This is a genomic window from Pseudomonas sp. 22082 (assembly GCF_052046055.1).
GTDB classification, from domain to species: Bacteria; Pseudomonadota; Gammaproteobacteria; order Pseudomonadales; family Pseudomonadaceae; genus Aquipseudomonas; species Aquipseudomonas pharyngis.
In genome coordinates, this window is record NZ_JBQEQB010000020.1 from 12125 (window position 1) to 37329 (window position 25205).

27 protein-coding genes and 1 tRNA gene are annotated in these 25205 nt (G+C 58.4%); 22 read left to right on the plus strand and 6 right to left on the minus strand.

Annotation, left to right across the window (positions count from 1 at the left end; genetic code table 11):
• Positions 1 to 138 precede the first annotated feature (138 nt).
• The gene (locus ACTJK9_RS21545; RefSeq protein WP_440816066.1) at positions 139 to 1227 is read right to left on the minus strand and encodes an asparaginase; all 1089 of its coding nucleotides are present in this window, start codon (positions 1225 to 1227) and stop codon (positions 139 to 141) included.
• 349 nt (positions 1228 to 1576) lie between these two features.
• On the opposite strand from ACTJK9_RS21545, the gene ACTJK9_RS21550 reads away from it, so the two are divergent.
• From ACTJK9_RS21550 to ACTJK9_RS21585, 8 genes are all read left to right on the plus strand, one after another.
• On the plus strand, positions 1577 to 2026 hold the full coding sequence (locus tag ACTJK9_RS21550; RefSeq protein WP_064594868.1) for a hypothetical protein: 450 nt from the start codon (positions 1577 to 1579) through the stop codon (positions 2024 to 2026).
• A gap of 199 nt (positions 2027 to 2225) precedes the next feature.
• Positions 2226 to 3182, plus strand: a complete 957-nt coding sequence (locus tag ACTJK9_RS21555) for a sugar ABC transporter substrate-binding protein (protein WP_007956008.1) — start codon at positions 2226 to 2228, stop codon at positions 3180 to 3182.
• 55 nt (positions 3183 to 3237) lie between these two features.
• Complete coding sequence (locus ACTJK9_RS21560; RefSeq protein WP_085612797.1) at positions 3238 to 4791, plus strand: sugar ABC transporter ATP-binding protein; 1554 nt, start codon at positions 3238 to 3240, stop codon at positions 4789 to 4791.
• On the plus strand, positions 4788 to 5765 hold the full coding sequence (locus ACTJK9_RS21565) for an ABC transporter permease (RefSeq protein ID WP_064594871.1): 978 nt from the start codon (positions 4788 to 4790) through the stop codon (positions 5763 to 5765). The genes ACTJK9_RS21560 and ACTJK9_RS21565 overlap by 4 nt, the downstream gene beginning before the upstream one ends.
• Positions 5766 to 5768: 3 nt before the next feature.
• Positions 5769 to 6788 carry a LacI family DNA-binding transcriptional regulator gene (locus ACTJK9_RS21570; protein WP_103386625.1) on the plus strand — a complete coding sequence of 340 codons (1020 nt, stop codon included), beginning with the start codon at positions 5769 to 5771 and terminating at the stop codon, positions 6786 to 6788.
• A gap of 23 nt (positions 6789 to 6811) precedes the next feature.
• Positions 6812 to 7729 carry a ribokinase gene (rbsK, locus tag ACTJK9_RS21575; protein WP_440816071.1) on the plus strand — a complete coding sequence of 306 codons (918 nt, stop codon included), beginning with the start codon at positions 6812 to 6814 and terminating at the stop codon, positions 7727 to 7729.
• Complete coding sequence (gene rbsD / locus ACTJK9_RS21580; protein ID WP_440816074.1) at positions 7726 to 8130, plus strand: D-ribose pyranase; 405 nt, start codon at positions 7726 to 7728, stop codon at positions 8128 to 8130. The genes rbsK and rbsD overlap by 4 nt, the downstream gene beginning before the upstream one ends.
• A 44-nt stretch (positions 8131 to 8174) precedes the next feature.
• Complete coding sequence (locus tag ACTJK9_RS21585; protein ID WP_440816076.1) at positions 8175 to 9203, plus strand: nucleoside hydrolase; 1029 nt, start codon at positions 8175 to 8177, stop codon at positions 9201 to 9203.
• Positions 9204 to 9236: 33 nt separating this feature from the next.
• Here ACTJK9_RS21585 and ACTJK9_RS21590 read toward each other — a convergent pair whose 3' ends face one another.
• On the minus strand, positions 9237 to 9449 hold the full coding sequence (locus ACTJK9_RS21590) for a hypothetical protein (protein WP_085612792.1): 213 nt from the start codon (positions 9447 to 9449) through the stop codon (positions 9237 to 9239).
• Between the two features lie 127 nt (positions 9450 to 9576).
• On the opposite strand from ACTJK9_RS21590, the gene ACTJK9_RS21595 reads away from it, so the two are divergent.
• On the plus strand, positions 9577 to 9882 hold the full coding sequence (locus ACTJK9_RS21595; RefSeq protein ID WP_064594883.1) for a hypothetical protein: 306 nt from the start codon (positions 9577 to 9579) through the stop codon (positions 9880 to 9882).
• 166 nt (positions 9883 to 10048) lie between these two features.
• Complete coding sequence (locus ACTJK9_RS21600; protein WP_064594885.1) at positions 10049 to 10366, plus strand: I78 family peptidase inhibitor; 318 nt, start codon at positions 10049 to 10051, stop codon at positions 10364 to 10366.
• Positions 10367 to 10438: 72 nt separating this feature from the next.
• Here the strand turns inward: ACTJK9_RS21600 and ACTJK9_RS21605 are convergent, their stop codons facing one another.
• Both ACTJK9_RS21605 and ACTJK9_RS21610 read right to left on the minus strand, forming a co-directional pair.
• Complete coding sequence (locus ACTJK9_RS21605) at positions 10439 to 10651, minus strand: cold-shock protein (protein ID WP_007956027.1); 213 nt, start codon at positions 10649 to 10651, stop codon at positions 10439 to 10441.
• 290 nt (positions 10652 to 10941) lie between these two features.
• Positions 10942 to 11244: a hypothetical protein gene (locus tag ACTJK9_RS21610; protein ID WP_085747799.1), complete on the minus strand. Its 303-nt coding sequence runs from the start codon at positions 11242 to 11244 to the stop codon at positions 10942 to 10944.
• A gap of 372 nt (positions 11245 to 11616) precedes the next feature.
• On the opposite strand from ACTJK9_RS21610, the gene thrS reads away from it, so the two are divergent.
• The 9 genes from thrS to ACTJK9_RS21655 all read left to right on the plus strand — a co-directional run bounded on the left by thrS (position 11617) and on the right by ACTJK9_RS21655 (position 19072).
• Entirely contained in the window at positions 11617 to 13539 is a 1923-nt protein-coding gene (thrS, locus tag ACTJK9_RS21615; protein WP_221399153.1) for a threonine--tRNA ligase, read from the plus strand.
• Positions 13539 to 14090: a translation initiation factor IF-3 gene (gene infC, locus ACTJK9_RS21620; protein ID WP_169432615.1), complete on the plus strand. Its 552-nt coding sequence runs from the start codon at positions 13539 to 13541 to the stop codon at positions 14088 to 14090. Before thrS ends, infC begins: the two co-directional genes overlap by 1 nt.
• Before the next feature lie 60 nt (positions 14091 to 14150).
• Positions 14151 to 14345 carry a 50S ribosomal protein L35 gene (gene rpmI, locus ACTJK9_RS21625; RefSeq protein ID WP_002553160.1) on the plus strand — a complete coding sequence of 65 codons (195 nt, stop codon included), beginning with the start codon at positions 14151 to 14153 and terminating at the stop codon, positions 14343 to 14345.
• A gap of 30 nt (positions 14346 to 14375) precedes the next feature.
• The gene (gene rplT, locus ACTJK9_RS21630) at positions 14376 to 14732 is read left to right on the plus strand and encodes a 50S ribosomal protein L20 (protein ID WP_002553161.1); all 357 of its coding nucleotides are present in this window, start codon (positions 14376 to 14378) and stop codon (positions 14730 to 14732) included.
• 109 nt (positions 14733 to 14841) lie between these two features.
• On the plus strand, positions 14842 to 15858 hold the full coding sequence (gene pheS, locus ACTJK9_RS21635; RefSeq protein ID WP_011333387.1) for a phenylalanine--tRNA ligase subunit alpha: 1017 nt from the start codon (positions 14842 to 14844) through the stop codon (positions 15856 to 15858).
• Between the two features lie 26 nt (positions 15859 to 15884).
• Positions 15885 to 18263 (plus strand): phenylalanine--tRNA ligase subunit beta, encoded by a 2379-nt coding sequence (gene pheT / locus ACTJK9_RS21640; protein ID WP_440816082.1) that lies wholly within the window; start codon positions 15885 to 15887, stop codon positions 18261 to 18263.
• A gap of 3 nt (positions 18264 to 18266) precedes the next feature.
• Entirely contained in the window at positions 18267 to 18569 is a 303-nt protein-coding gene (gene ihfA / locus ACTJK9_RS21645) for an integration host factor subunit alpha (protein WP_002553164.1), read from the plus strand.
• On the plus strand, positions 18550 to 18906 hold the full coding sequence (locus ACTJK9_RS21650) for a MerR family transcriptional regulator (protein ID WP_003179985.1): 357 nt from the start codon (positions 18550 to 18552) through the stop codon (positions 18904 to 18906). The genes ihfA and ACTJK9_RS21650 overlap by 20 nt, the downstream gene beginning before the upstream one ends.
• 89 nt (positions 18907 to 18995) lie before the next feature.
• Positions 18996 to 19072, plus strand: a tRNA-Pro gene (locus ACTJK9_RS21655).
• A gap of 88 nt (positions 19073 to 19160) precedes the next feature.
• Here ACTJK9_RS21655 and ACTJK9_RS21660 read toward each other — a convergent pair.
• Positions 19161 to 19418, minus strand: coding sequence for a hypothetical protein (locus ACTJK9_RS21660; protein ID WP_440816085.1), 258 nt, complete (start codon positions 19416 to 19418; stop codon positions 19161 to 19163).
• 135 nt (positions 19419 to 19553) lie between these two features.
• Positions 19554 to 21155, minus strand: a complete 1602-nt coding sequence (gene rtcR / locus ACTJK9_RS21665; protein ID WP_440816088.1) for an RNA repair transcriptional activator RtcR — start codon at positions 21153 to 21155, stop codon at positions 19554 to 19556.
• A gap of 205 nt (positions 21156 to 21360) precedes the next feature.
• Between rtcR and ACTJK9_RS21670 the strand changes: the two genes are divergently transcribed.
• The 3 genes from ACTJK9_RS21670 to ACTJK9_RS21680 all read left to right on the plus strand — a co-directional run bounded on the left by ACTJK9_RS21670 (position 21361) and on the right by ACTJK9_RS21680 (position 25201).
• Positions 21361 to 22908 carry an RNA-binding protein gene (locus tag ACTJK9_RS21670; protein ID WP_440816091.1) on the plus strand — a complete coding sequence of 516 codons (1548 nt, stop codon included), beginning with the start codon at positions 21361 to 21363 and terminating at the stop codon, positions 22906 to 22908.
• A 238-nt stretch (positions 22909 to 23146) separates the two neighbouring features.
• Positions 23147 to 24373 carry an RtcB family protein gene (locus tag ACTJK9_RS21675; RefSeq protein ID WP_085612896.1) on the plus strand — a complete coding sequence of 409 codons (1227 nt, stop codon included), beginning with the start codon at positions 23147 to 23149 and terminating at the stop codon, positions 24371 to 24373.
• Between the two features lie 39 nt (positions 24374 to 24412).
• Positions 24413 to 25201 (plus strand): nucleotidyltransferase domain-containing protein, encoded by a 789-nt coding sequence (locus ACTJK9_RS21680; protein ID WP_440816095.1) that lies wholly within the window; start codon positions 24413 to 24415, stop codon positions 25199 to 25201.
• Positions 25202 to 25205: the final 4 nt, after the last annotated feature.

The window sequence follows — 25205 nt, forward strand, 5'->3', positions numbered from 1 at the left end:
ATCCTCTGACAGCGGTTTTCCGGTTTTGGTGTCGCGCAGGTGTAATTTTTCTTTGGCGGAGGCGCAAGCTTCACCCTCCGTCAGGTTGACGAAGGGTGAAATCAGTGTCCGATCAGGAATGGATCGGGCGAAGGCAGATCAGTATTCCCAGAACATCCGTTGCAGCTCTTTGCTGTCGTTGGTCTTGGTCAAGGCAACCATGGCCAGGATGCGGGCTTTCTGTGGGTTCAGGTCGTGAGCAACCACCCAGTCGTATTTGTCGTCAGGTTGCTCGGCGTTGCGCAGAACGAAACCACCGGCATTGACGTGAGACGAGCGAATGATCTGCACACCGTCCTTGCGCAGTGCTTGCAAGGTCGGAACCACGCGGGAGGAAACCGAGCCGTTGCCGGTACCGGCATGGATGATCGCCTTGGCGCCGGACTGGGCGAGGGTCTTGTAGGCTGTGTCGCTGACATTGCCGTAGGAATAGGCGATTTCTACGTCAGGAAGGCTCTTGATGTTTTTGATATCGAATTCCGAATCCATGGTGTGGCGCTTGGCTGGCAGGCGGAACCAGTAGGATTTCCCTTCAACTACCATGCCGAGCGGACCCCAAGCGCTTTTGAACGCTTCTGTCTTGATGTTGATCATCTTGCTGACATCGCGACCCGACTGGATTTCATCGTTCATTGTCACCAGTACGCCTTTGCCGCGAGCTTCTTTGCTACTGGCGACGGCCACGGCGTTGTACAGGTTCAGCATGCCGTCCGCCGACATGGCGGTGCCCGGGCGCATGGAGCCGACGACGATGATCGGCTTGTCGGTTTTTTCCACCAGGTTCAGGAAGTAAGCGGTCTCTTCCAGGGTGTCGGTGCCGTGGGTGATGACGATGCCATCGACGTCTTTGCTGTCGGCCAGTTCGGAAACGCGACGACCCAGTTGCAGGAGGTTTTCGTTGGTGATGCTTTCCGACGCGATTTGCATGACCTGTTCGCCACGCACATTGGCCAGCTTGCTCAGTTCGGGAATGCCGGCGATCAATTGTTCGACGCCTACCTTCGCGGCTTGATAGGTCGCGCTGTTGGCCGCGCTGGCGCCCGCGCCGGCAATGGTGCCGCCGGTGGCCAGTACCACTACATTGGCCAGCTTGGCCTGAGTTTCGGCTTCTTTTGCCTGGAGGGCGGTTGGCAGGAGCAGGAGGAGGGCCAAAGCGCCCGGAACGAAATTCTTCAAAGCAGATGTCATTATTTTTCTCTCTAGTAGTGAGACGGTGCTGATGCAGGTTCATCTAGATGCGCCCCGGGCCGATCTGAATGCCAGGGGTGCAGGGAGGGAGCAGGATCTGTACCAGTCGTACTGTGCTTGAGAGAAATGTTTAACCTCATGATTTAAATCAAGATTTATTCGATGATTGGTTTTGATCCTCCCTCGCTCATCCGGGTTTCCGAACGCGGGCTGTTTTCTCGTTCGGCTCACCGAAAAGGACTACGAGCTCCCTCCGCAGGGTGAGCTGGCCGGTTTTCGGATCTGTGCTAAAGAAAACGGCGCACTGGCCGATGCGCCTTGATAGGGATCCAATTTTTCAGGAGTTCAAATGTCATTGACTATCGGTTTGCCAAACCCCGGCGCGGTTACCATCGGCGGAAAAACAGCCGCTACGATCAATGCCCTGAGCGAGGCCAACGAGCAAGCGGCGGCCGAAGCGCTGGGCAAAGACGCTGGCGATACGAAGCAAGTCAGAACCGGTGGCGGCCCAGTGCAGGAGGAGGCGCCGGCCGAAAGCGGTGGCAATCAAAGCATCACGATCAAGATACTGCTCAAGCGCATGAAGGAGTTGCAGCAGCAATTGCAGGAGCAGCAACAGCAATTGGCCGCGGCGCAGGCGGCCAGCTATCCGACCGAAGAAGCCAAGACGACAGTCGTCATGTCGATCCAGGGGCAGATTGCAGACACCAACGCTGCACTCATGGAAGTGGCCGGCAATCTGGTTCGCGAGATGGCCAAGGGGTCCGGCAGCGGCGGTGTGATCAACACGACCGCCTAGGAGAAGAGGGTGGTGACGGTGATTCGCCCTACAAAAAATGCAGATTTTCAGTCGTTGACAAATGTCGGCAGGATTCGCATAGTTCGGTCTACGCAAACGTTTGCGCGGTCTTCGCGGTGAATTGATTTCGTCGTGGGGTGCAGCGAGCTTACGCCAGCGCAAGCGTTGCTCACAATAATCATAAGATCGGAGTGAACCCATGAAGCTGCCATTCGCTGGACGTCTTCTTGCTGTCGCCATGCTGGCTGCCGCATCCGCCGCACTGCCTGTCTCTTCGGCTTTCGCCGAGTCCCCTGAAAAACCCAAAGTCGCTCTGGTCATGAAATCTCTGGCCAACGAATTCTTCCTGACCATGGAAGACGGCGCCAAGGCCTACCAGAAAGAACATTCCGCCGATTTCGACCTGATCTCCAACGGCATCAAGGACGAAACCGATACGGCGGGGCAGACGCGCATCGTCGAACAGATGATTCTGGCGAAGGTCAACGCGCTGGTTATCGCACCGTCTGATTCCAAAGCGATGGTGCCGGTGATCAAGAAGGCCGTCGATGCCGGTATCACCGTGATCAACATCGATAACCAGCTCGATCCGGCTGTGATCAAAAGCAAGAACATCAGCGTTCCGTTCGTAGGCCCGGACAACCGCAAAGGTGCGCGTCTGGTGGGTGAGTACCTGGCCAAGCAACTGAAGGCCGGTGATGAAGTGGGCATCATTGAAGGCGTCTCCACGACGACCAACGCCCAGCAGCGTACCGCTGGCTTCAAGGATGCGATGGAGGCTGCGCAGATCAAGGTTGTTTCCCTGCAGTCCGGCGACTGGGAAATCGACAAGGGCAACAAGGTGGCCGCTTCGATTCTCAGCGAGTACCCGGACGTCAAGGCGCTGCTGGCCGGCAACGACAGCATGGCCGTGGGCGCCGTTTCCGCCGTGCGCGCTGCCGGCAAGGCCGGTCAGGTGCAGGTTGTCGGTTACGACAATATCAATGCCATCAAGCCCATGCTGAAGGACGGTCGCGTTCTGGCGACGGCCGACCAGTACGCCGCGAAGCAAGCGGTGTTCGGCATCGAGACCGCGCTGAAAATCATCAAGGGCGAGAAAGTCGACAGTGGTGCAAATGGCGTGATCGAAACGCCTGTCGAGCTGGTCACCAAGTAAGTCCTTTGGCGACACAATGGCGCTCGTCCGTCCGGGCGAGCGCATGGAGATTTTTATGTCAGTTTCCGCTCCGATCGCTGTCCTCTCGGTCAGCGGTATCGGCAAGACCTATGCGCAACCGGTATTGACCGGCATCGATCTGACGTTGATGCGCGGTGAAGTGCTGGCACTGACCGGTGAGAACGGTGCCGGCAAAAGCACCCTGTCGAAGATCATCGGTGGCCTGGTCACCCCTACCACCGGCCAGATGCAGTTCCAGGGCAAGGATTATCGCCCTGGCAGTCGCACGCAGGCTGAAGAACTGGGTGTGCGCATGGTCATGCAAGAGCTCAATCTGCTGCCGACGCTTTCGGTGGCGGAGAACCTGTTCCTCGACAACCTGCCGAGCAATGGTGGCTGGATCAGTCGCAAGCAACTGCGCAAAGCCGCTATCGAAGCCATGGCTCAAGTCGGCCTCGACGCCATCGACCCGGACACACTGGTCGGCGAGCTTGGGATCGGTCACCAGCAAATGGTCGAAATCGCCCGTAACCTGATCGGCGATTGTCACGTGCTGATCCTTGATGAACCGACCGCGATGCTGACCGCGCGCGAAGTCGAGATGCTGTTCGAGCAGATCACCCGGTTGCAGGCGCGTGGCGTCTCGATCATCTACATCTCCCACCGCCTCGAAGAACTGGCCAGGGTCGCTCAGCGCATTGCTGTGTTGCGTGACGGCAACCTGGTTTGCGTCGAGCCGATGGCCAATTACAACAGTGAGCAACTGGTTACCCTGATGGTTGGTCGCGAGCTGGGCGAGCATATCGATCTTGGGGCTCGCAATATCGGCGCGCCGGCCCTGACGGTCAAAGGCCTGACCCGCTCCGACAAGGTTCGCGACGTTTCCTTTGAGGTTCGCGCCGGCGAGATTTTTGGCATTTCGGGGCTGATCGGGGCTGGGCGCACCGAACTTTTGCGGTTGATCTTCGGCGCTGATGTCGCGGACAGCGGCACGGTGGCACTGGGTTCGCCAGCGAAAACGGTGAGCATTCGCTCGCCTGTCGATGCGGTGCGCAACGGCATCGCCTTGATCACGGAGGATCGCAAGGGCGAAGGCCTGCTGCTGAGCCAATCGATCAGCGCCAACATTGCCTTGGGCAACATGCCGGAAATTTCCAGCGGCGGGTTCGTCAACAACGGCGATGAAACGAAGCTCGCGCAGCGGCAGATCGACGCCATGCGCATCCGCAGTTCCAGTCCGACGCAACTGGTGTCCGAGCTGTCCGGCGGCAATCAGCAAAAGGTGGTGATCGGGCGCTGGCTCGAACGCGACTGTTCGGTGCTGCTGTTCGACGAGCCGACTCGCGGTATCGATGTCGGCGCCAAGTTCGATATTTATGCCTTGCTCGGCGAACTGACCCGTCAGGGCAAGGCGCTGGTGGTGGTATCCAGCGACTTGCGTGAGCTGATGCTGATCTGCGACCGCATCGGCGTGTTGTCGGCGGGACGTCTGATCGACACCTTCGAGCGCGACAGCTGGACCCAGGATGACTTGCTTGCCGCCGCATTCGCCGGCTACCAGAAACGTGATGCGTTGCTCAACGAAGCAGCGCCTAGGGATCTCCCATGAAAACTGCATCTTCCGCCGGCAAATCCAGTGGCAATTTCTACGGCCTCGGGACTTATCTGGGGCTCGCCGGCGCGTTGCTGGCAATGATTGCGCTGTTCTCGGTCATGAGCAGCCATTTCCTGTCGTACAACACCTTCAGCACCCTGGCCAACCAGATTCCCGACCTGATGGTTCTGGCGGTGGGCATGACGTTCGTTCTGATCATCGGCGGGATCGACCTGTCGGTAGGCTCGGTACTGGCACTTGCGGCCTCCACTGTCAGCGTGGCGATTCTTGGCTGGGGCTGGAGCGTGTTGCCGGCTGCCTTGTTGGGTATGGCTGTCGCGGCGTTGGCCGGCACGGTTACCGGCTCGATTACCGTGGCGTGGCGAATTCCGTCATTTATCGTGTCGCTGGGTGTGCTGGAGATGGCCCGTGGCCTGGCCTATCAGATGACCGGTTCGCGCACGGCCTACATCGGTGACTCCTTTGCGTGGCTGTCGAACCCGATCGCCTTTGGCATTTCACCCTCGTTCATCATTGCCTTGCTGGTCATTTTCGTTGCCCAGGCCGTTCTGACCCGTACCGTGTTCGGTCGCTATCTGATCGGCATTGGCACCAACGAGGAAGCGGTACGTCTGGCGGGGATCAATCCAAAACCCTACAAGATCCTGGTGTTCAGTCTGATGGGCCTGCTCGCCGGTATTGCGGCGCTGTTCCAGATTTCCCGGCTGGAAGCGGCCGACCCGAACGCCGGTTCTGGCCTTGAGCTGCAAGTCATCGCTGCGGTGGTGATCGGCGGTACCAGCCTGATGGGTGGGCGTGGTTCGGTGATCAGTACCTTTTTCGGCGTGTTGATCATCTCCGTGCTGGCGGCCGGCCTGGCGCAGATTGGCGCGACCGAACCGACCAAGCGCATCATCACCGGTGCGGTGATCGTGATCGCCGTGGTGCTTGACACCTATCGCAGTCAACGCGCAAGTCGACGGGGCTGATAAATGGCAACGATCAAGGATGTGGCGGCACTTGCAGGAATTTCCTACACGACCGTGTCCCACGTAGTAAACAAGACCCGACCGGTGAGCGAAGAGGTGCGGCTCAAGGTCGAGGCTGCGATCAAGAGTCTCGACTATGTGCCGAGCGCCGTGGCCCGTTCGCTGAAAGCGAAAACCACCGCCACCATCGGTTTGCTGGTGCCCAACAGCCTTAACCCGTACTTCGCCGAACTGGCGCGCGGGATCGAGGATTACTGCGAGCGTAACGGTTACTGCGTAATTCTCTGCAACTCCGACGACAACCCGGACAAGCAGCGCAGCTACCTGCGGGTGCTGCTCGAAAAGCGCATCGACGGCTTGATCGTCGCGTCTGCGGGGGGCGACAGCGGTCTGGCGCAAGGACTGGCCGGCGTGAAGACGCCGATGGTGATCGTCGACCGTGGACTCGAAGGCGTGGACGCCGACCTGGTGCGCATTGATCACGAATATGGCGCGTACCTTGCGACGCGGCATCTGCTTGAGCTCGGTCATCGCGATATCGCCACGATCGGTGGTCCGGCCAGTACCAGTGTTGCGCAAATGCGTCAGGCCGGTTTTTGTCGCGCGCTGAAAGAGGCCGGTGTTGAGGTGTCCCCGTCGCGCATGCTGGAAAGCGACTTCACCAGCACTGGCGGTTACAACGCGGCTTCCGTTCTGCTTGAGCGCAATCCGCCGAGCGCGATCTTCGCCGGTAACGACATGATCGGCATCGGTGTACTGCGAGCGGCGGCGGAGCGCAACGTGCGCGTGCCTGCCGAACTGTCGGTGATCGGATTCGACGATATCCAGATGAGCCGTTACGTGTATCCCGCGCTGACGACTGTGGGCCAGTCGATCCTGCAACTGGGCGAGATGGCCGCGGAAGTTTTGTTGCGAAGAATTGCCACCCCGGGTCTGGCGACGGATCAGCGGATCGTGACCCCGAGTATTGTCCTGCGCGAATCGACTGCACCGCTGTCCGGCGTGTTCACCGAATACCGCTGAAACGAATTGAAGAGTAGTGATGTATGTCCGCAAATGTAGTGGTAATAGGCAGCCTGAACATGGACTTGGTCACCCGGGCGCCGCGCTTGCCCCGGGGCGGTGAGACGCTGATCGGTCATTCCTTCGCTACCGTGTCCGGTGGCAAGGGCGCCAACCAGGCCGTAGCTGCCGCGCGCCTGGGTGCACAGGTGTCGATGGTCGGCTGTGTCGGCAACGATGACTATGGTGTGCAATTGCGCGACGCGTTGCTGGCCGAGCAGATCGATTGTCAGGCGGTCAGCGTGGTCGAGGATTCCAGTGGTGTGGCGCTGATCGTGGTCGATGACAACAGTCAAAATGCGATTGTCATCGTGGCCGGTGCCAATGGCTCGATGACCCCGGCGGTTATCGACCGGTTTGACGCCGTGCTGCAGGCTGCCGACGTGATCATTTGCCAGCTGGAAATCCCCGATGCCACGGTAGGCCACGCGCTGAAGCGCGGACGTGAACTGGGCAAGACGGTCATCCTTAACCCGGCGCCGGCCAGTCGCCCGCTGCCAACGGACTGGTTTGCTGCAATCGATTACCTTATTCCCAACGAGAGCGAGGCCGCCGCCCTCAGCGGTTTGCCGGTGGACTCATTGGAGACCGCTGAAAAAGCAGCAGCGCACCTGATGTCACTGGGCGCCGGCAAGGTCATCATCACGCTGGGGGCTCAAGGCTCATTGTTCGCCAACGGCACGGGTTACCAGTATTTTTCTGCCCCCAAAGTGAAGGCTGTCGATACCACCGCCGCCGGGGACACCTTTGTCGGCGGATTTGCGGCTGCGCTGGCGGCCGGCAAAACCGAGGACGAGGCCATTCGCTTCGGGCAGGTCGCTGCGGCCCTGTCGGTTACCCGGGCAGGTGCCCAGCCGTCCATTCCCACCACCTCCGACGTACAGGCATTCAAACCCGCATGAAAAAGACTCCTTTGCTCAATGTCGCCCTGTCGCGGCTGATTGCTTCCCTCGGCCACGGCGACATGGTCGTGATCGGCGATGCCGGCCTGCCGGTGCCGCCGGGTGTCGAGTTGATCGACCTGGCGCTGACGCACGGCGTGCCGGATTTTGTCAGCACCCTGAAAGTCGTGCTCAGCGAGATGCAGGTGGAAAGCCACGCACTGGCCAAGGATATTTTCGACAAGCAACCGACTGCGCTGCCCACGCTGGACGAGCTGAATGACGAAGGCTCGCTGGGGCGGCGTGACCTGCTCAGTCACGAGCAGTTCAAGGTACTCAGCCGACAGGCACGAGCGATTGTTCGTACGGGCGAATGCCAGCCGTACTGCAACATCGTGCTGGTAGCCGGGGTTACGTTCTAAACGGGGTTCGCCCCTTTTGATTTCATCTGCACAAGGAATGCGCCATGCACCGCTATGCTCAAAAACTGCACCAATTGATTCGGAGTCTGCTGCTTTTGTCCGTGATAACCGCGACCGGCGCCCAGGCGGCGGAAAAGATCGACCTCATCATCGACACCGATCCGGGCGCCGACGACGTGGTCGCCCTGTTGTTTGCCCTGGCCTCCCCAGAGGAGCTGAACATTCGTGCGTTGACCACCGTCGCCGGAAACGTGCGTCTGGACAAGACTTCGCGCAATGCGCGGTTGGCCCGTGAGTGGGCAGGGCGGGAAGAGATTCCGGTGTACGCCGGTGCGCCGAAACCGCTGATGCGCACGCCGATCTATGCCGAAAACATCCATGGCAAGGAAGGCCTGTCGGGTGTCGCGGTGCATGAGCCGAAGAAAGGTCTGGCCGAGGGCAATGCGGTCAACTACCTGATCGACACCCTGAAAAAAGCCAAGCCGCACAGCATCACTATTGCGATGCTCGGCCCGCAGACCAACCTGGCCCTGGCGCTGATCCAGGAGCCGGAGATTGTTCAGGGGATCAAGGAAGTGGTGATCATGGGGGGCGCCCACTTCAATGGCGGCAACATCACGCCAGTGGCCGAGTTCAACCTGTTCGCCGACCCGCAAGCAGCGGAAGTAGTGCTCAAAAGCGGCGTGAAACTGACTTACTTGCCACTGGACGTGACCCACAAGATCCTGACCAGCGATGCGCGCCTGAAGCAGATTGCGGCGCTGAACAACAATGCGAGCAAGATTGTTGGCGACATCCTCAACGAGTACATCAAAGGGGATATGGAGCACTACGGCATTCCGGGTGGCCCGGTGCATGACGCCACCGTCGTGGCTTACCTGCTCAAGCCTGAGCTGTTCACGGGGCGTTCGGTGAATGTGGTGGTCGACAGCCGTGAAGGCCCGACCTTCGGCCAGACCATTGTCGACTGGTATGACGGCCTGAAGGCGCCGAAGAATGCTTTCTGGGTGGAGAACGGCGACGCCCAGGGCTTCTTCGACCTGCTGACCGAGCGTCTGAAACGTCTGAAGTAAGGCATGCGCCCGCAGGTGCCAGCTTGCGGGCTTCTACTCCCTCTCGGTGTCCGGTGTCCCTTTGAAGTCATCGGGATACTTCTCGAACAGTTGGGCGATGAAGGTTTGTGCGCCTTGCGTCCCCAGTGTCTTCACCAGCAGGTCGATGCTGATCAATGCCAATTCCTCCGGACTACCCGGGCTGTAGGAACTATGCCCTTGTCGCCAAGTGGCCTTAATGTCGGCGGTAATGCTTACGGTGGTCATGGCAAGGCTCGGTCGCGGGATCGGAGTTCTGAGTTAACCACTAAGCCGAGCGTTTGGCACTGCGACTTAGGCATGAGCGCGGGGCTGTGCGACACTTGGTCGTTCCGCAAAAAACAAGGATTGAGCTGTGCAGATCGATTTGAATAGCCCCGACGGCCTGACCCTTGATGCTGTCCGCCGGTTGCTGGCGTCGGCCAGTGATGACGAACATACCCAACTGCGCGTGACCAAGGGCGGTATTGCCTATATCTCTTCGGGTGTCACTGGCGGTCAAGACATCGATGGCCTGCTGTTTCGCTTGGAGACCTGGGCAAAAGGCTCGGGGTATGTGGGAAATGTCGCGGCCAGCGACGAAGTCTGGGTCATGCAGATTTTCAATGCGCTCAAAGACAATTGGCCGAATCCGCCTTACGACTACATTGATGTCTATTGAGCGGTTATTAATATTCAGTGACGTTTTACGGGGTGAGATTTCAGGCGTTGCTCAGGCACACTCGGCGTTTTTCCGATCGTGGGGTAGGGGGATGGCTCTCACCGTGAAACCAAACGCCTTATTGGCGGTCGCACGATCTCTGCTCAAATTGAAATAAGGAGGCTTCATGCCTTGGAAGTTCGCGTCACTGGGTGCACTGATGGCCGTTGCTGTGTTGGCGGGTTGCAGCACAACCTCCAGTGAGTCGCAGAAGGATCCCGTGACGACTGAGGCCGGCCTTGGTCGTTGTGAGGCGTCAGCAGCGGAGTTCGCTCTCGGCAAGAAAGCTTCGCCGGAGCTGTTGGAGCAGGCACGCAAAAAAGCCGGTGCGCAGAATGCCCGGTTCCTCAAGCCCAATGACATGATTACTTTGGAGTACCGCTCTGATCGCCTCAACCTGAATACCGATCAGAACCTGGTGGTCACCCGCGTCAACTGCGGCTGAACCTGTCGGGCTTTCGTATCACCCATAAAAAACCCCGTCACATGGACGGGGTTTTTTTAGTGCGCCGGGAAATTACTCTGGGCGAACTTGTGCAGCTTGCATACCCTTTTGGCCTTTCTCAGCCACGAAGGAGACGGTCTGGCCTTCTTTCAGGCTTTTGAAACCGTCAGTTTCGATAGCTTTGAAGTGTACGAACAGGTCGTCACCGCCACCTTGAGGAGTGATGAAGCCGAAGCCTTTTTCATCGTTGAACCATTTAACGGTGCCGGTTTGGCGATTAGACATGGTGTATCTCCAAGAAACATATATTTTCAGTAGTACTGTGCTGCTCAGGCCAACTGGGCACACCGGGGTATCATAGTCGAAATGTTCGCTTTGGTAGCCCCCCGGACGTGCTGTTTGCCAATCAGTCGTGTTTTCTTTACTGCCTGTTTCGGCTGGAGGCCCCGGTTTAAAAGGCTTTTCGCGAAAAGTAAAGACAATAAAAAAACCTGTAAAACCTGCATAAATCGTACGAAAAGGCCTGAATCAGATGCCTTTAAGCGGGGCTGGGGGCAGTGAAAAGGCCTGTTTCATCATTTTTTCGCCGGGGTATTGGCCTTGCATTTGGCAATTTGCCCCAGGGCTTTCTGCTGCAATTCCTGGCTGGCCTTGTTGTCCATCAGCGCCTGAATGTCGCTGGCCGGGTAGGACTTGATGGCATCGGCACCGCACGCGCAGTGGGATTTTGCGGCAGCTGCACCGATTTGCGGAGTGGCCGCCTGGGTGCACTGAGCCATGTATTTCTCACGCTCGCCCTTTGGCCAGTCAGCGTGGGCGCTCAGCGGCAGCAGCAAAACGAGGGGGGCGACTGCAGCAAGCAGGGTATTAAGACGCATGCGAGGATGCTCCTTGTGGGTCAATGTCTTGTTATCTGAGGGCCCAAAGGCCGATCAAGTTCAGCACTCTGGCATAAAACAGACGATTTGCCTCTCGGTAAAAACCAGAGTGCATCGGCGACCGTTCATCTGTGCTAGCATGCCTGGCTCGGGCGTTCGCAGGCTCCGGATGACCTTCAGTCCCGGTTGCGGCCGTGCACGAATTTTCTGATTTGAATCCCAGTCACTCTGGTTCGGTTTTCCGGTTGGCCGCAAGGCTCCTGCCGCTGTAAGGCAGGCGTTCGTCATTGAATGGCCTGGATCGGATCTTGTACTGGCTCATCCCAACCCACGTGACCTTTGGTAGGGGTCACCACTAGGAGAGGAGGCGCCATGCCAACTATTACTCTTCCCGACGGCAGTCAACGTTCATTCGATCACCCGGTTTCCGTAGCCGAGGTCGCCGCATCCATCGGTGCAGGTCTGGCCAAGGCCACCCTGGCCGGCAAGGTGAACGGCAAGCTGGTTGACGCTAGCGACATCATCGACAGCGACGCAACGCTGCAAATCATCACGCCAAAGGATGAAGAGGGGCTGGAGATCATTCGCCACTCTTGCGCCCACCTGGTCGGCCATGCGGTCAAGCAGTTGTACCCGACTGCAAAAATGGTCATCGGGCCGGTCATTGATGAAGGTTTCTATTACGACATCGCCTTCGAGCGTCCTTTTACTCCGGACGACATGGCGGCCATCGAAAAGCGCATGCAGCAGCTGATCGATACCGAATATGACGTGATCAAGAAAGTCACTCCACGTGCCGAAGTGATCGAAGTGTTCAAGGCCCGTGGCGAAGACTACAAGCTGCGCCTGGTCGAAGACATGCCGAACGAGCAGGCAATGGGCCTGTACTATCACGAAGAATACGTCGACATGTGCCGCGGTCCGCACGTGCCGAACACTCGCTTCCTGAAATCCTTCAAGCTGACCAAGCTGTCGGGCGCCTACTGGCGCGGTGATGCCAAGAACGAGCAATTGCAGCGCGTGTACGGCACCGCATGGGCTGACAAGAAGCAGTTGGCGGCTTACATCCAGCGTATCGAAGAAGCTGAAAAGCGCGATCACCGCAAGATCGGCAAGCGCCTGGGTCTGTTCCACACTCAGGAAGAAGCGCCGGGCATGGTGTTCTGGCACCCGAATGGCTGGACGTTGTACCAGGTACTCGAGCAGTACATGCGCAAGGTGCAGCGCGACAACGGCTATCTTGAAATCAAGACGCCGCAAGTCGTTGATCGTAGCCTGTGGGAAAAGTCCGGGCACTGGGCCAACTACGCCGACAACATGTTCACTACCGAGTCGGAAAGTCGTGACTACGCCATCAAACCGATGAACTGCCCGTGCCACGTGCAGGTGTTCAATCAGGGCCTGAAGAGCTACCGCGAGTTGCCGATGCGCTTGGCCGAATTCGGTGCCTGCCACCGTAACGAGCCATCGGGTGCGCTGCACGGCATCATGCGTGTGCGTGCGTTTACCCAGGATGACGCCCACATCTTCTGCACCGAAGAGCAGATGCAGGCTGAATCCGCTGCGTTCATCAAGCTGACCATGGATGTTTACCGTGACTTCGGCTTCACCGATGTCGAGATGAAGCTGTCCACTCGTCCGGAAAAGCGCGTTGGTTCCGACGAGCTGTGGGATCGCGCCGAAGCAGCCCTGGCCGCAGCCCTTGATAGCGCTGGTCTGCCGTATGATCTGCAGCCGGGTGAGGGCGCATTCTATGGTCCGAAAATCGAATTCTCGCTGAAAGATTGCCTCGGCCGCGTGTGGCAGTGTGGTACCTTGCAGCTCGATTTCAACCTGCCTGTGCGTCTGGGGGCCGAATACGTCTCCGAAGACAACAGCCGCAAGCATCCGGTGATGTTGCACCGTGCGATCCTCGGTTCGTTCGAGCGTTTCGTCGGGATTCTGATCGAGCACTACGAAGGTGCATTCCCTGCGTGGCTGGCGCCAACCCAGGCAGTGATCATGAATATCACTGATAAACAGGCAGATTTCGTCGCTCAGGTCGAAAAAACTCTCAACGAAAGCGGGTTTCGTGCCAAGTCCGACTTGAGAAATGAAAAGATCGGCTTTAAAATCCGCGAGCATACTTTGCTCAAGGTTCCATATCTCTTGGTTATTGGGGATAAGGAAGTCGAGATGCAGACTGTCGCTGTGCGTACTCGTGAAGGTGCTGACCTGGGCTCGATGCCCGTCGCCCAGTTCGCTGAGTTTCTCGCGCAAGCGGTTTCCCGGCGTGGTCGCCCAGATTCGGAGTAATTATTATTAAGCGTGAAATGAGACAAGATAAACGAGCTGCACCGAAAGCCCCGATCAACGAGAATATCTCGGCACGCGAGGTTCGGTTAATTGGCGCTGATGGCGAGCAGATTGGCATCGTCTCGATTGATGAAGCGCTTCGTATTGCTGAAGAAGCCAAGCTTGATCTGGTAGAAATCTCTGCCGACGCAGTCCCACCGGTTTGCCGGGTGATGGACTACGGCAAATCGATCTTCGAAAAGAAGAAGCAGATTGCTGCGGCGAAGAAGAACCAGAAGCAGATTCAGGTAAAAGAAATCAAGTTTCGTCCAGGGACGGAGGAAGGGGATTACCAGGTAAAACTGCGCAACCTGGTACGTTTCCTGAGTGACGGGGACAGGGCCAAGGTATCCTTGCGATTCCGCGGCCGTGAGATGGCCCACCAGGAGCTGGGGATGGAACTCCTCAAGCGGGTTGAACAAGACCTGCTCGAGTACGGTTCGGTCGAACAGCATCCTAAGATGGAAGGACGCCAGCTGATCATGGTCATCGCCCCGAAAAAGAAGAAGTAATCAACAGGGCACGGCAGGCCTTCTGATTATGTTTATCAACTGAATGCGGAGTATCCGAACATGCCAAAGATGAAAACCAAAAGTGGTGCTGCTAAGCGGTTTCTGAAAACTGCTAACGGTATCAAGCACAAGCACGCTTTCAAGAGCCACATCCTGACCAAAATGTCGACCAAGCGTAAGCGTCAACTGCGCGGTAGCAGCTTGCTGCATCCGTCTGACGTGGCAAAAGTCGAGCGCATGCTGCGCCTTCGTTAATTTTTGGATCAAGAATAGAGGAAGTAACTCATGGCTCGTGTAAAGCGTGGCGTCATTGCCCGTAAACGTCACAAAAAAATTCTGAAACTTGCTAAAGGCTACTACGGCGCACGCTCCCGCGTATTCCGTGTTGCCAAGCAAGCGGTAATCAAGGCAGGCCAATACGCCTACCGTGACCGTCGTCAGAAAAAACGTCAGTTCCGCGCTCTGTGGATCGCTCGTATCAACGCTGGTGCTCGTGTTAACGGTCTGTCTTACAGCCGTTTCATCGCTGGCCTGAAAAAAGCGTCCATCGAGATCGACCGTAAGGTTCTGGCTGATCTGGCAGTGAACGAAAAAGCGGCGTTTGCTGCGATTGTCGAGAAAGCTAAAGCCACCTTGGCTTAAGTACCCCCGACAGTCACCCGGCCTCACCTCTGTGGGGCCAGGTGTTAAACGTCATAAATAGGGGAAGAGCCTTCAAGCTCTTCCCCTATTTTGTATCTGGAGTCTGTACATGGAAAACCTGGATGCGCTGGTCTCTCAAGCACTAGAGGCTGTGCAAAGCGCTGAAGATATCAATGCCCTGGAGCAAATCCGGGTTCAATACCTTGGCAAAAAAGGTGAATTGACTCAGGTGATGAAGACCCTGGGGAATTTGCCGGCAGAAGAGCGTCCGCAGGTCGGCGCCCTGATCAACGTTGCCAAGGAACGTGTCACAGGCGTTCTCAATGCGCGCATGGCCTTGTTTGAGGAAGCCGAACTGGCTGCCAAACTGTCTGCCGAATCCATTGACGTGACCCTGCCGGGCCGCGGTCAGACCTCCGGTGGTCTGCATCCGGTAACCCGGACTCTGGAACGTATCGAACAGTTCTTCACCCATATCGGCTACGGCATCGCCGAAGGCCCTGAGGTCGAAGACGACTATCACAACTTCGAGGCGCTCAACATCCCAGGCCACCACCCGGCCCGGTCGATGCATGACACCTTCTATTTCAACGCCAACATGTTGCTGCGCACCCATACCTCGCCGGTACAGGTCCGCACCATGGAATCGAAAAAACCGCCGATCCGCATCGTCTGCCCAGGTCGTGTGTACCGCAGCGACTCCGATATCACCCACTCGCCGATGTTCCACCAGGTCGAAGGTTTGCTGGTCGATCGCGATATCAACTTCGCCGATCTCAAAGGCACGATTGAAGAGTTCCTGCGAGTGTTCTTCGAGAAAGAACTGGCTGTGCGTTTCCGTCCTTCGTACTTCCCGTTCACCGAGCCTTCTGCCGAAGTCGACATGGAGTGCGTGATGTGCAGCGGTAAAGGCTGCCGCGTCTGCAAGCAGACTGGCTGGCTGGAGGTGATGGGCTGCGGCATGGTTCACCCGAACGTGTTGCGCATGTCCGGGATCGATCCGGAAGAGTTCTCGGGCTTTGCCTTCGGCATGGGCGTTGAGCGTCTGGCCATGCTGCGTTACGGCGTGAACGACTTGCGTCTGTTCTTCGACAACGACTTGCGGTTCCTCGCGCAATTTCGCTAGTCGTAACGAATTCTTAGGAGAGCAGGATGAAATTCAGTGAACAATGGCTGCGTGGCTGGGTCAGCCCGCAGGTAGATCGCGACGCGCTGGTTGCCCGTCTGTCGATGGCCGGTCTTGAGGTCGATAGCGTTACGCCGGCCGCCGGTGTTTTCAGTGGCGTGGTGGTGGGCGAGGTGCTGAGCACCGAGCAGCATCCCGATGCCGACAAATTGCGCGTATGCCAGGTCAGCAATGGCGCGGAAACTTTCCAGGTCGTGTGCGGTGCGCCAAACGTGCGTCCGGGCCTGAAGATTCCGTTCGCGATGATCGGTGCCGAGCTGCCGGGCGACTTCAAGATCAAGAAGGCCAAGCTGCGCGGCGTCGAGTCCAACGGCATGCTGTGTTCGCAAGCCGAACTTCAGATCGGCGAAGGCAATGACGGTCTGATGGAGCTGCCGGCTGATGCGCCGGTGGGCGAAGATTTCCGTGTTTATCTGGACCTGGAAGACGCCAGCATCGAAGTCGATCTGACTCCGAACCGTGGCGACTGCCTGTCTCTGGCCGGTCTGGCTCGTGAAGTCGGCGCGCTGTACGACGCTCCGGTCACTCGCCCGGTGGTGATGACGGTTCCGGCGGTGCATGACGAAGTGCGCTCGGTAGAGGTCCTGGCACCTGCCGCGTGCCCGCGTTATCTGGGTCGTGTCATTCGCAACGTTGATCTGTCCAAGCCGACGCCGCTGTGGATGGTTGAGCGTCTGCGTCGCGCTGAAGTGCGCAGCATCGATGCCGCAGTCGACATCACCAACTACGTAATGCTCGAGCTGGGTCAGCCGCTGCACGCCTTCGATCTCGCCGAAATCAATGGCGGCATCCGGGTGCGCATGGCGGAAGAGGGTGAGAAGCTCGTGCTGCTCGACGGTCAGGAAGTCAGCCTGCGTAGCGATACGCTGGTGATCGCCGACCACAGTCGCGCTCTGGCCATTGCCGGCGTGATGGGTGGCGAGCACAGCGGCGTGTCCGCGACTACTCGCGACGTATTCCTTGAAAGTGCGTTCTTCGACCAGATCGCTGTGGCGGGCAAGGCTCGTTCCTACGGTCTGCACACCGACGCTTCGCATCGCTACGAGCGTGGTGTGGACTGGCAACTGGCCCGTGAAGCCATGGAGCGTGCCACTGGCCTGCTGCTGGAAATCACCGGTGGCGAAGCCGGCCCGATCATCGAGACCGTCAGCGAGCAGCATCTGCCGTCGATCGCGCCGATCACCCTGCGTGCGCAGCGCATCACCCAGATGCTGGGCATGGAAATGGATTCGGCCGAAGTCGAGCGTCTGCTCAGCGCTTTGGGTCTGAAGGTTTCCGCCGACGGAGCAGGGCAGTGGCGCGTAGAGGTGCCGAGCCATCGCTTCGATATCAGCCTGGAAGTCGATCTGATCGAAGAGCTGGCGCGTCTGTACGGTTACAACCGCCTGCCGGTTCGTTACCCGCAAGCTCGTCTGGCGCCACAAGCCAAGGCCGAAGCGCGCAGCGATCTGCCGGAACTGCGTCGTCTGCTGGTCGCTCGTGGTTATCAGGAAGCGATCACTTACAGTTTCATCGATCCGAAGCAGTTCGAGTTGTTCAACCCAGGCGTCGAGCCGCTGGTGTTGGCGAACCCGATCTCCAATGACATGGCCGCCATGCGTTCGTCGCTGTGGCCGGGTCTGGTCAAGGCGCTGCAGCACAACCTCAACCGCCAGCAGGATCGTGTTCGTCTGTTCGAGAGCGGTCTGCGCTTTGTCGGTCAACTGGAAGGTCTGAAGCAAGAGCCGATGATCGCCGGTGTGGTGTGCGGCAGCCGTCTGCCGGAAGGCTGGGCGCAAGGTCGCGATACCGTTGACTTCTTCGACGTCAAGGCTGACGTAGAAGCGCTGCTGGGTTTTGCCGGTGCGCTGGATCAGTTCACTTTTGCACCGGGTAAACATCCTGCATTGCATCCGGGCCAGACTGCACGCATCGAGCGGGAAGGGCGTGAAGTCGGCTTTATCGGCGCGATTCACCCTGAGTTGTCGAAATCCCTGGGTCTCGACCGTCCGGTCTTTGTCTTCGAGCTGGTTCTGGCTGAAGTCGCTACGGGTAAAATGCCGAAATTCCACGAGTTGTCGCGCTTTCCTGAAGTTCGTCGTGACCTGGCACTGATTGCGCACAAAGACGTTGCAGCCTCGGCTGTACTGGACGTAATCCGTGAAAATGCAGGTGAATGGCTGACAGACCTCAGGCTATTTGACGTGTATCAGGGTAAAGGCATTGATCCTGATAGAAAAAGCCTTGCAGTCGGCTTGACCTGGCAGCATCCATCGCGCACTCTTAATGACGATGAGGTGAATTCGACGACGCAAAATATCCTCACCTCGCTCGAACAAAGGTTGAACGCCACGTTAAGGAAGTGACGTATGGGGGCTTTGACGAAAGCTGAGATGGCGGAACGTCTGTATGAAGAGCTGGGCCTGAACAAGCGGGAAGCCAAGGAATTGGTGGAGCTGTTTTTCGAGGAAATCAGGCACGCTCTCGAAGACAACGAGCAGGTCAAATTGTCGGGTTTCGGCAACTTCGACCTTCGGGACAAACGCCAGCGGCCTGGCCGCAACCCGAAAACGGGGGAAGAAATCCCGATCACGGCTCGCCGTGTAGTCACCTTTCGTCCAGGGCAGAAGTTGAAGGCCCGAGTTGAGGCTTATGCTGGAACCAAGTCATAACGACGAACTACCCGTCATCCCGGGCAAACGCTACTTCACCATTGGTGAAGTCAGCGAGCTGTGTGCAGTAAAACCACACGTGCTGCGCTATTGGGAGCAGGAGTTTCCTCAGCTCAACCCCGTCAAACGCCGCGGAAACCGCCGGTATTATCAGCGCCAGGACGTGCTGATGATCCGGCAGATCCGCGCGCTCCTTTACGATCAGGGGTTCACCATCGGCGGCGCACGTCTGCGTCTGTCCGGTGATGAGGCCAAAGACGACACCACCCAATACAAGCAAATGATCCGCCAGATGATCGCCGAGCTCGAAGACGTTCTGGTGGTTCTCAAGAAATAATTTCCTGCTTTTAAATACTTCCAGTTTTCAAAAGCTTGCGATATATTCTTGAGCGTTCTTCGAGATGGAGAACGAGTTTCAAACCTAGTCGGGGCGTAGCGCAGTCCGGTAGCGCACTAGCATGGGGTGCTAGGGGTCGAGTGTTCGAATCACTCCGTCCCGACCATTATTCCTGAGTAGAATCAGACACTTAAGTCGATCACCTGGATCGGCTTTTTTGTGCCCGCGAAAAACTGCTGTCGCAACAAAACCGTTCAAGGTTTCTTTTCTTCAGCTCCATCCTTCGACCCGCTGGAGGTTTGCGCATCCTTATCTGTCTCGTGGGACTCTGCACCGGAGTTCGACCCCGAGGCTTCTTCACCCTTTTTGTCGGCCTTGTCTTCCTTGGATTCGGTGCCTCCCTGATTGACCCCGGGAATACCCGTAGGCGGAACGGTGCTGCCCGCCATCGACAGCGGTGCGGTGGCAGATAAAAGACTTCCAAGCATGAGGGCTGCAATGGTTCTGTTCATCGTCGGGCTTCCGCGTCAGGTGGATAGACGTTGGAAGTTCTGACGCGGGGTAAAGTGCCGGTCAACTGACGGGCGGGTACCGTATCGCGGTGTGGCGCAGTTTATCTCAACGGTACAGATAATTACGGCCATGCTTCACTGCTCTCGCAACTGGCTCCACTCGATGCCGAACCGTCCGAGGTATTTTCTCAATCGGTCCGCATCATTGGGCTGCGCCTTGGCCTGTCGCGACACACCGAACAGTCGCCTGCCGGCATCCGACAAGCTGTCTGCCTGTCTGCAAACCTCGAGCACCGCCTTCAATTGCAGCCGATCGAACAGGTCCAGCGTCTGCGCATCGCCCGGCAGATCATTCGTCATCCCGGCCGGTTGCGCCAGGCCCCACGCATACCGCAGCCGATCAATTTCCTCCTCGACCTGCGCTTCATCGATTCGCCCGCTGTCGGCCAGCGTCGCCATGCGCGTGATCGAGGCCGAAAGCTCGCGGAAATTGCCCAGCCACGCAGCTTCCCGTGAGCTGGCGAAACTCAAGTAGCGCCGTCGGGCTTCAAGGTTGAAGCGCACCAGTTGGCCGTGTTCGCGCGCGTGGCGTTCAAGCTCGAAATCGATGTTGGGTTCGATGTCTTCGCGGCGACCCGCCAGGCCCGGCAGGTCGAACGTCCAGAGGTTGATCCGTGCGTAGAGATCTTCCCTGAACAGACCTTCGGCGACGCGACTGCGCAGGTCGCGGTGGGTGCCGGCGATGATCAGGAAGTCGCTGTCGACCTCCTTGTCCGAGCCCAGCGGGAAGAAGCGCTTCTCTTCGATGGCCTTGAGCAGCATGGCTTGTTCGTCCGCGCCCAGCTCGCCGATCTCGTCGAGAAACAACATGCCGCCGTCAGCGGCCCGCAGCAGACCATCGCGGGCGTTTTGCGCGCCGGTAAAGGCGCCTTTGACGTGGCCGAACAGCGCGGACATTGCCCCATCGCCACGCAGGGTAGCGCAGTTCACTTCAACGAAACGCCCCTGCATTTGATGGCGACTGCGTTTGAGCTCGTAGATACGTCGGGCGAGAAAGGATTTGCCGGCGCCAGTCGGGCCGATCAGCAGCATCGGCGCTTTCGAGCGCACGGCCACGCGTTCGATCTGCTCGATCGAGCGGTTGAATGCGGTGTTGCGGGTGGCGATGCCGGACTTGAGAAACTCCAGGCCTTCCAGGCGTTTGTGGGTGAAGCGTGAAGCAATCCGGTCGTAGCGCGACAGATCAAGGTCGATCAGGGCGTGGGTGCCGGTGGCTGGTTCTTCTTCGCTCTGGCGGCGGGCGGGGGAGGTCTGGATCAGGCGCGCGGGCAGGTAGCGCGCCTCGGTCAGCAAGAACCAGCAGATCTGCGCGACGTGGGTCCCCGTGGTGATGTGCACCAGATAGTCCTCACGCTCGGTATCGAAGGTGTATTCGGAGGTGAAGTCGTGAAGTGCGCCGTAGACCTCCTCGAAATCCCAGGGGTTGCGCAACGCCATCGGGTGCAGGCGCACTTCCGTGCCCGGCGACACCTGACGGATGTCCTCGCGAATGCGTTCGGCCAGGCTCGCGTCCCGTGCATCTGTGCCGTGTATCAGTTCCAGGCGATGGATCAATACGTCCGGTTGCTGGCACAGGCCCACACTAGGCCGCCAATGGTTCCAGCGATTGGCGCCTTTGCCTACGCGATCGAGGGTGGCGCCGATGAAACCGATGGCGACAGTGCGCTTGCTGGACATTGATTATCCTGAAAGATAAATGACGATAGCCAATGATAGTCTTCGAGGGCGTTATCTGTCGTGACGAAAATTCAGGAATGCTCGTTCTTAAAATAAAGCTCTTTAAAATCAAATACATAAAAATAATTCACGAACGTTTTCAAAAACTGGCACAGCGGCTGCAATACCTCTCGCAACGAACAGGACAACACAGCGAGACGCCACGATGGCCAACTTCAACCTCTTCAATACGCAATCGAAAACCCTGCCGGCGTGCGACACCTTGAATGCTTCCGGAGCCGCGGCTTATGCCTATACGCCCAAGCATCAACTGGCACAGTTGGCAGTCACCGGTTGCCTGAATTCGACCTTTTACGCATCCGCGCAAAGTCAGTTGGATCAGGTGTTGAAGCTGGTGGCGGAGCTGGACAGCCGCTTCGTGGCGAATGCCGCTCTTTACGCCCGTCAAAAGGGTCATATGAAAGACATGCCGGCGTTGTTGTTGGCGGCGCTGACCGCTCAGCGCTCGGCTCTGGTGCCAGAGGTGTTCGGGCAGGTCGTGGACAGCGGCAAGATGCTGCGCAACTTCGTGCAGATCCTGCGCAGTGGCGCCACCGGTCGCCGCTCCCTCGGCTCCCAACCCAAGCGTCTGGTGCAGAACTGGCTGAACAGTGCAACCGAGCGACAGTTGTTGCAGGCATCGATCGGCAATCAGCCTTCGCTGGCGGATGTGGTGAAGATGGTTCACCCAAAACCGTCCGAGGCCTGGCGCGAAGCGTTTTTTGCCTGGGTGATCGGTAAACCGGTGGATGCACAGGCGTTGCCCGCACTGACTCGCGATTTGCTGGCCTTTCGCAGCGGTGCGAGTGATCAAGTGCCTGAAGTGCCGTTTCAATTGCTCGGTAACGAAACCTTGAGCAAGGAACAATGGGCAGCTCAGGCGCGGAACATGGGCTGGCAGGGCCTGCGCATCAACCTCAATACGCTGGCGCGCCACGGCGCTTTTGAAGTACCGGGTTGCACCGAATACGTGGCCGCTCGGTTGGCGGATCCCGAAGCCGTTGCGAAGGCGCGGGTGTATCCGTACCAGTTGCTGGCGGCGTATCGGATGGTTGGCGATGACGTGCCGGCGCCGATTCGCGAGGCCTTGCAGGATGCGCTGGAGCTGTCGTTGACCAATGTGCCGAAGCTTCAGGGTGCGGTGGTAATTTGCCCGGATGTTTCCGGCTCGATGGGTAGCCCGCTGACCGGTTACCGTCAGGGCGCGACCACCGCGGTTCGCTGCATCGATGTGGCGGCGTTGATCACGGCGGCGGTGTTGCGTAAACAGCCGACGGCGCGGGTGATGCCGTTCGAATGGAAGGTGGTGGATATCACCCTCAACCCGCGCGACAGTGTGATCAGCAATGCCGAAAAGCTTGCGGGCATTTTCGGCGGCGGAACCTGCTGCTCGGCGCCGTTGAAGAAACTGGCGGACAGCAAGGCCAGGGTCGATACGCTGATCATGGTGTCGGACAACGAATCCTGGATCGATGCGCGACGCCAGGGCGCCAGCGAGACGATGCTGCAATGGGAACGGATAAAGCGGATCAACCCTCAGGCACGCCTGATTTGCATTGACCTGCAACCGGGTTGGGCGACGCCGGCGGCGGATCGTGACGACATCCTGAATGTCGGCGGTTTCAGCGATGCGGTGTTCGATGTGATCGAGCAGTTCACTGCCGGCCGATACGGACCGCAGCATTGGGTCGAAGCGATTGAACGCATGGGATGAGGCGATGAGCCGCCCAATGAATTGATTTGTCACGGGCACTGAATGCCGGTGGGACTACATCCAAGACGTCTCACCAAACCCTTGTCAGTGCTCATGACGGCACGAATGCCGATGGCTGTACATCTGAGGCCGGCTAACCCCGGTGCGCGGTAACGCGCAACAGTCATCAACCTTTGTCGTGCCACCTTTTTTGAATCTGCCCGCGAATGCCGGTGGAACTACCTGAAGAATCGAGATGATGAAAGAACACACTTACCAATTGCTGGAAGTCGCCAACGGCAAACCGATCAAGCTCTGGACCGAAGGCGTCCCGGTGGAAAACGAAGCGCGCGAGCAGTTGATGAACACGGCGAAGATGCCCTTCATCTTCAAACATCTGGCGGTCATGCCGGACGTCCATCTGGGCAAGGGCTCGACCATCGGCAGCGTGATTCCCACGGTCGGCGCGATCATCCCGGCAGCGGTCGGGGTGGACATCGGTTGCGGCATGATTGCCGCGCGAACTTCGCTGACGGCGGCCGATCTGCCGGACAACCTGCACGGGCTGCGCAGTGCCATCGAGCAAGCGGTGCCCCATGGCCGCAGTTCGACCCGGTCGCGCCGTGACAAAGGCGCCTGGGACGAGATTCCGCAACAGGCCGATCAGGCCTGGGCGGCGCTGAATCCACGGTTCAAGGCGATCACCGACAAGTACCCGAAACTGGCCAACACCAACAACCGCGGGCATCTCGGAACACTGGGCAGCGGTAACCACTTCATCGAAGTGTGCCTGGATGAGGCCAACCGGGTCTGGTTCATGTTGCACAGCGGCTCGCGCGGTGTCGGCAACGCCATCGGCAACCTGTTCATCCAGATGGCCCAGGCGGATATGCGTCAGCACATCGCCAACCTGCCGGATCGTGACCTGGCGTACTTCGAAGAAGGCAGCCGGCATTTTGATGACTACGTGGAAGCCGTGGGCTGGGCCCAGGATTTCGCCAAGCAGAACCGTGCGCTGATGATGCAAGCGGTGATTCAGGCCACGCGGCAGATCATCCGCAAGCCATTCGACGTCGCGCTGGAAGCGGTGAACTGCCACCACAACTACGTGCAGAAAGAGCGGCATTTCGGCGAGGACATTCTGGTCACCCGCAAAGGCGCGGTGTCGGCGAAAAAGGGCGAGTTGGGGATCATTCCCGGTTCGATGGGCGCCAAGAGTTTTATCGTGCGCGGTCTGGGTAACGAAGAATCGTTTTGCTCGTGCAGCCACGGTGCCGGTCGGACCATGAGCCGTACCAAGGCCAAAAACACCTTCACCGTCGAAGATCAGATCCGTGCCACCGCGCACGTTGAATGCCGCAAGGACGCTGCGGTGATCGATGAAATTCCGATGGCCTACAAGGACATCGACAAAGTCATGCACGCCCAGCGTGAGCTGGTTGAGGTGTTGCATACCCTGCGTCAGGTGGTGTGCGTCAAGGGATAACGCGTGCCGCAAGGCACGCCGGAACAAGGATTAAAGGACATGAAATTCGAAGAACGTCACCCGCTGTGCAGCGCCATGCGCGCCCGGGTGCTGGAAGAACTGGCGCGCATAGAACGCGAACGCAATGTCACGGTGCTGTATGCCTGCGAATCGGGCAGCCGGGCCTGGGGTTTTGCCTCGCCGGACAGTGATTACGATGTGCGCTTCGTTTATGTGGAGAAACCAGAGTGGTTCGTCCAGGTCGATACGCCAAGTGATGTGATCGAGCGGCCGCTGGATGACGAGCTGGATGTCAGTGGCTGGGAGCTGCGCAAAACCCTCGGGCTGTTGCGCAAATCCAACCCGACCTTGCTCGAATGGCTCGACTCCCCGCTGGTTTATCGCAGCGAGACTGCAGCGGTTTCTCAGCTGCGGGCACTGGCCGAGGCGTTCTACAGCCCGCCAGCCGCGCGCAATCACTACCTGTCGATGGCGAAGAAGACCTTCCGTGGTTATCTGCAAGGCGAAAGCGTGCGGTTCAAGAAGTACTTCTATGTACTGCGGCCCCTGCTGGCGGTGCGCTGGATCGATGAGGGGCGGGGTCGGCCGCCGATGACGTTCAGCAATCTGCTGAGCACCGTCGATGATCGGGCATTGCTCGATGAAGTCGATGAATTGCTCGCGCTCAAGCGCAATGCCGACGAGAGCGCTTACGGTCCTCGTCGTCCGACGCTGCATGCGTTCATCGAGGAGGAACTTGAGCGTGTGGTGCCGACATTGCCCCGAACCCGGGAGGATTCGCGCCAGCTCAATCAATTCCTGCGGGAAACCGTTGGTTTGTACGCCTAAGGAA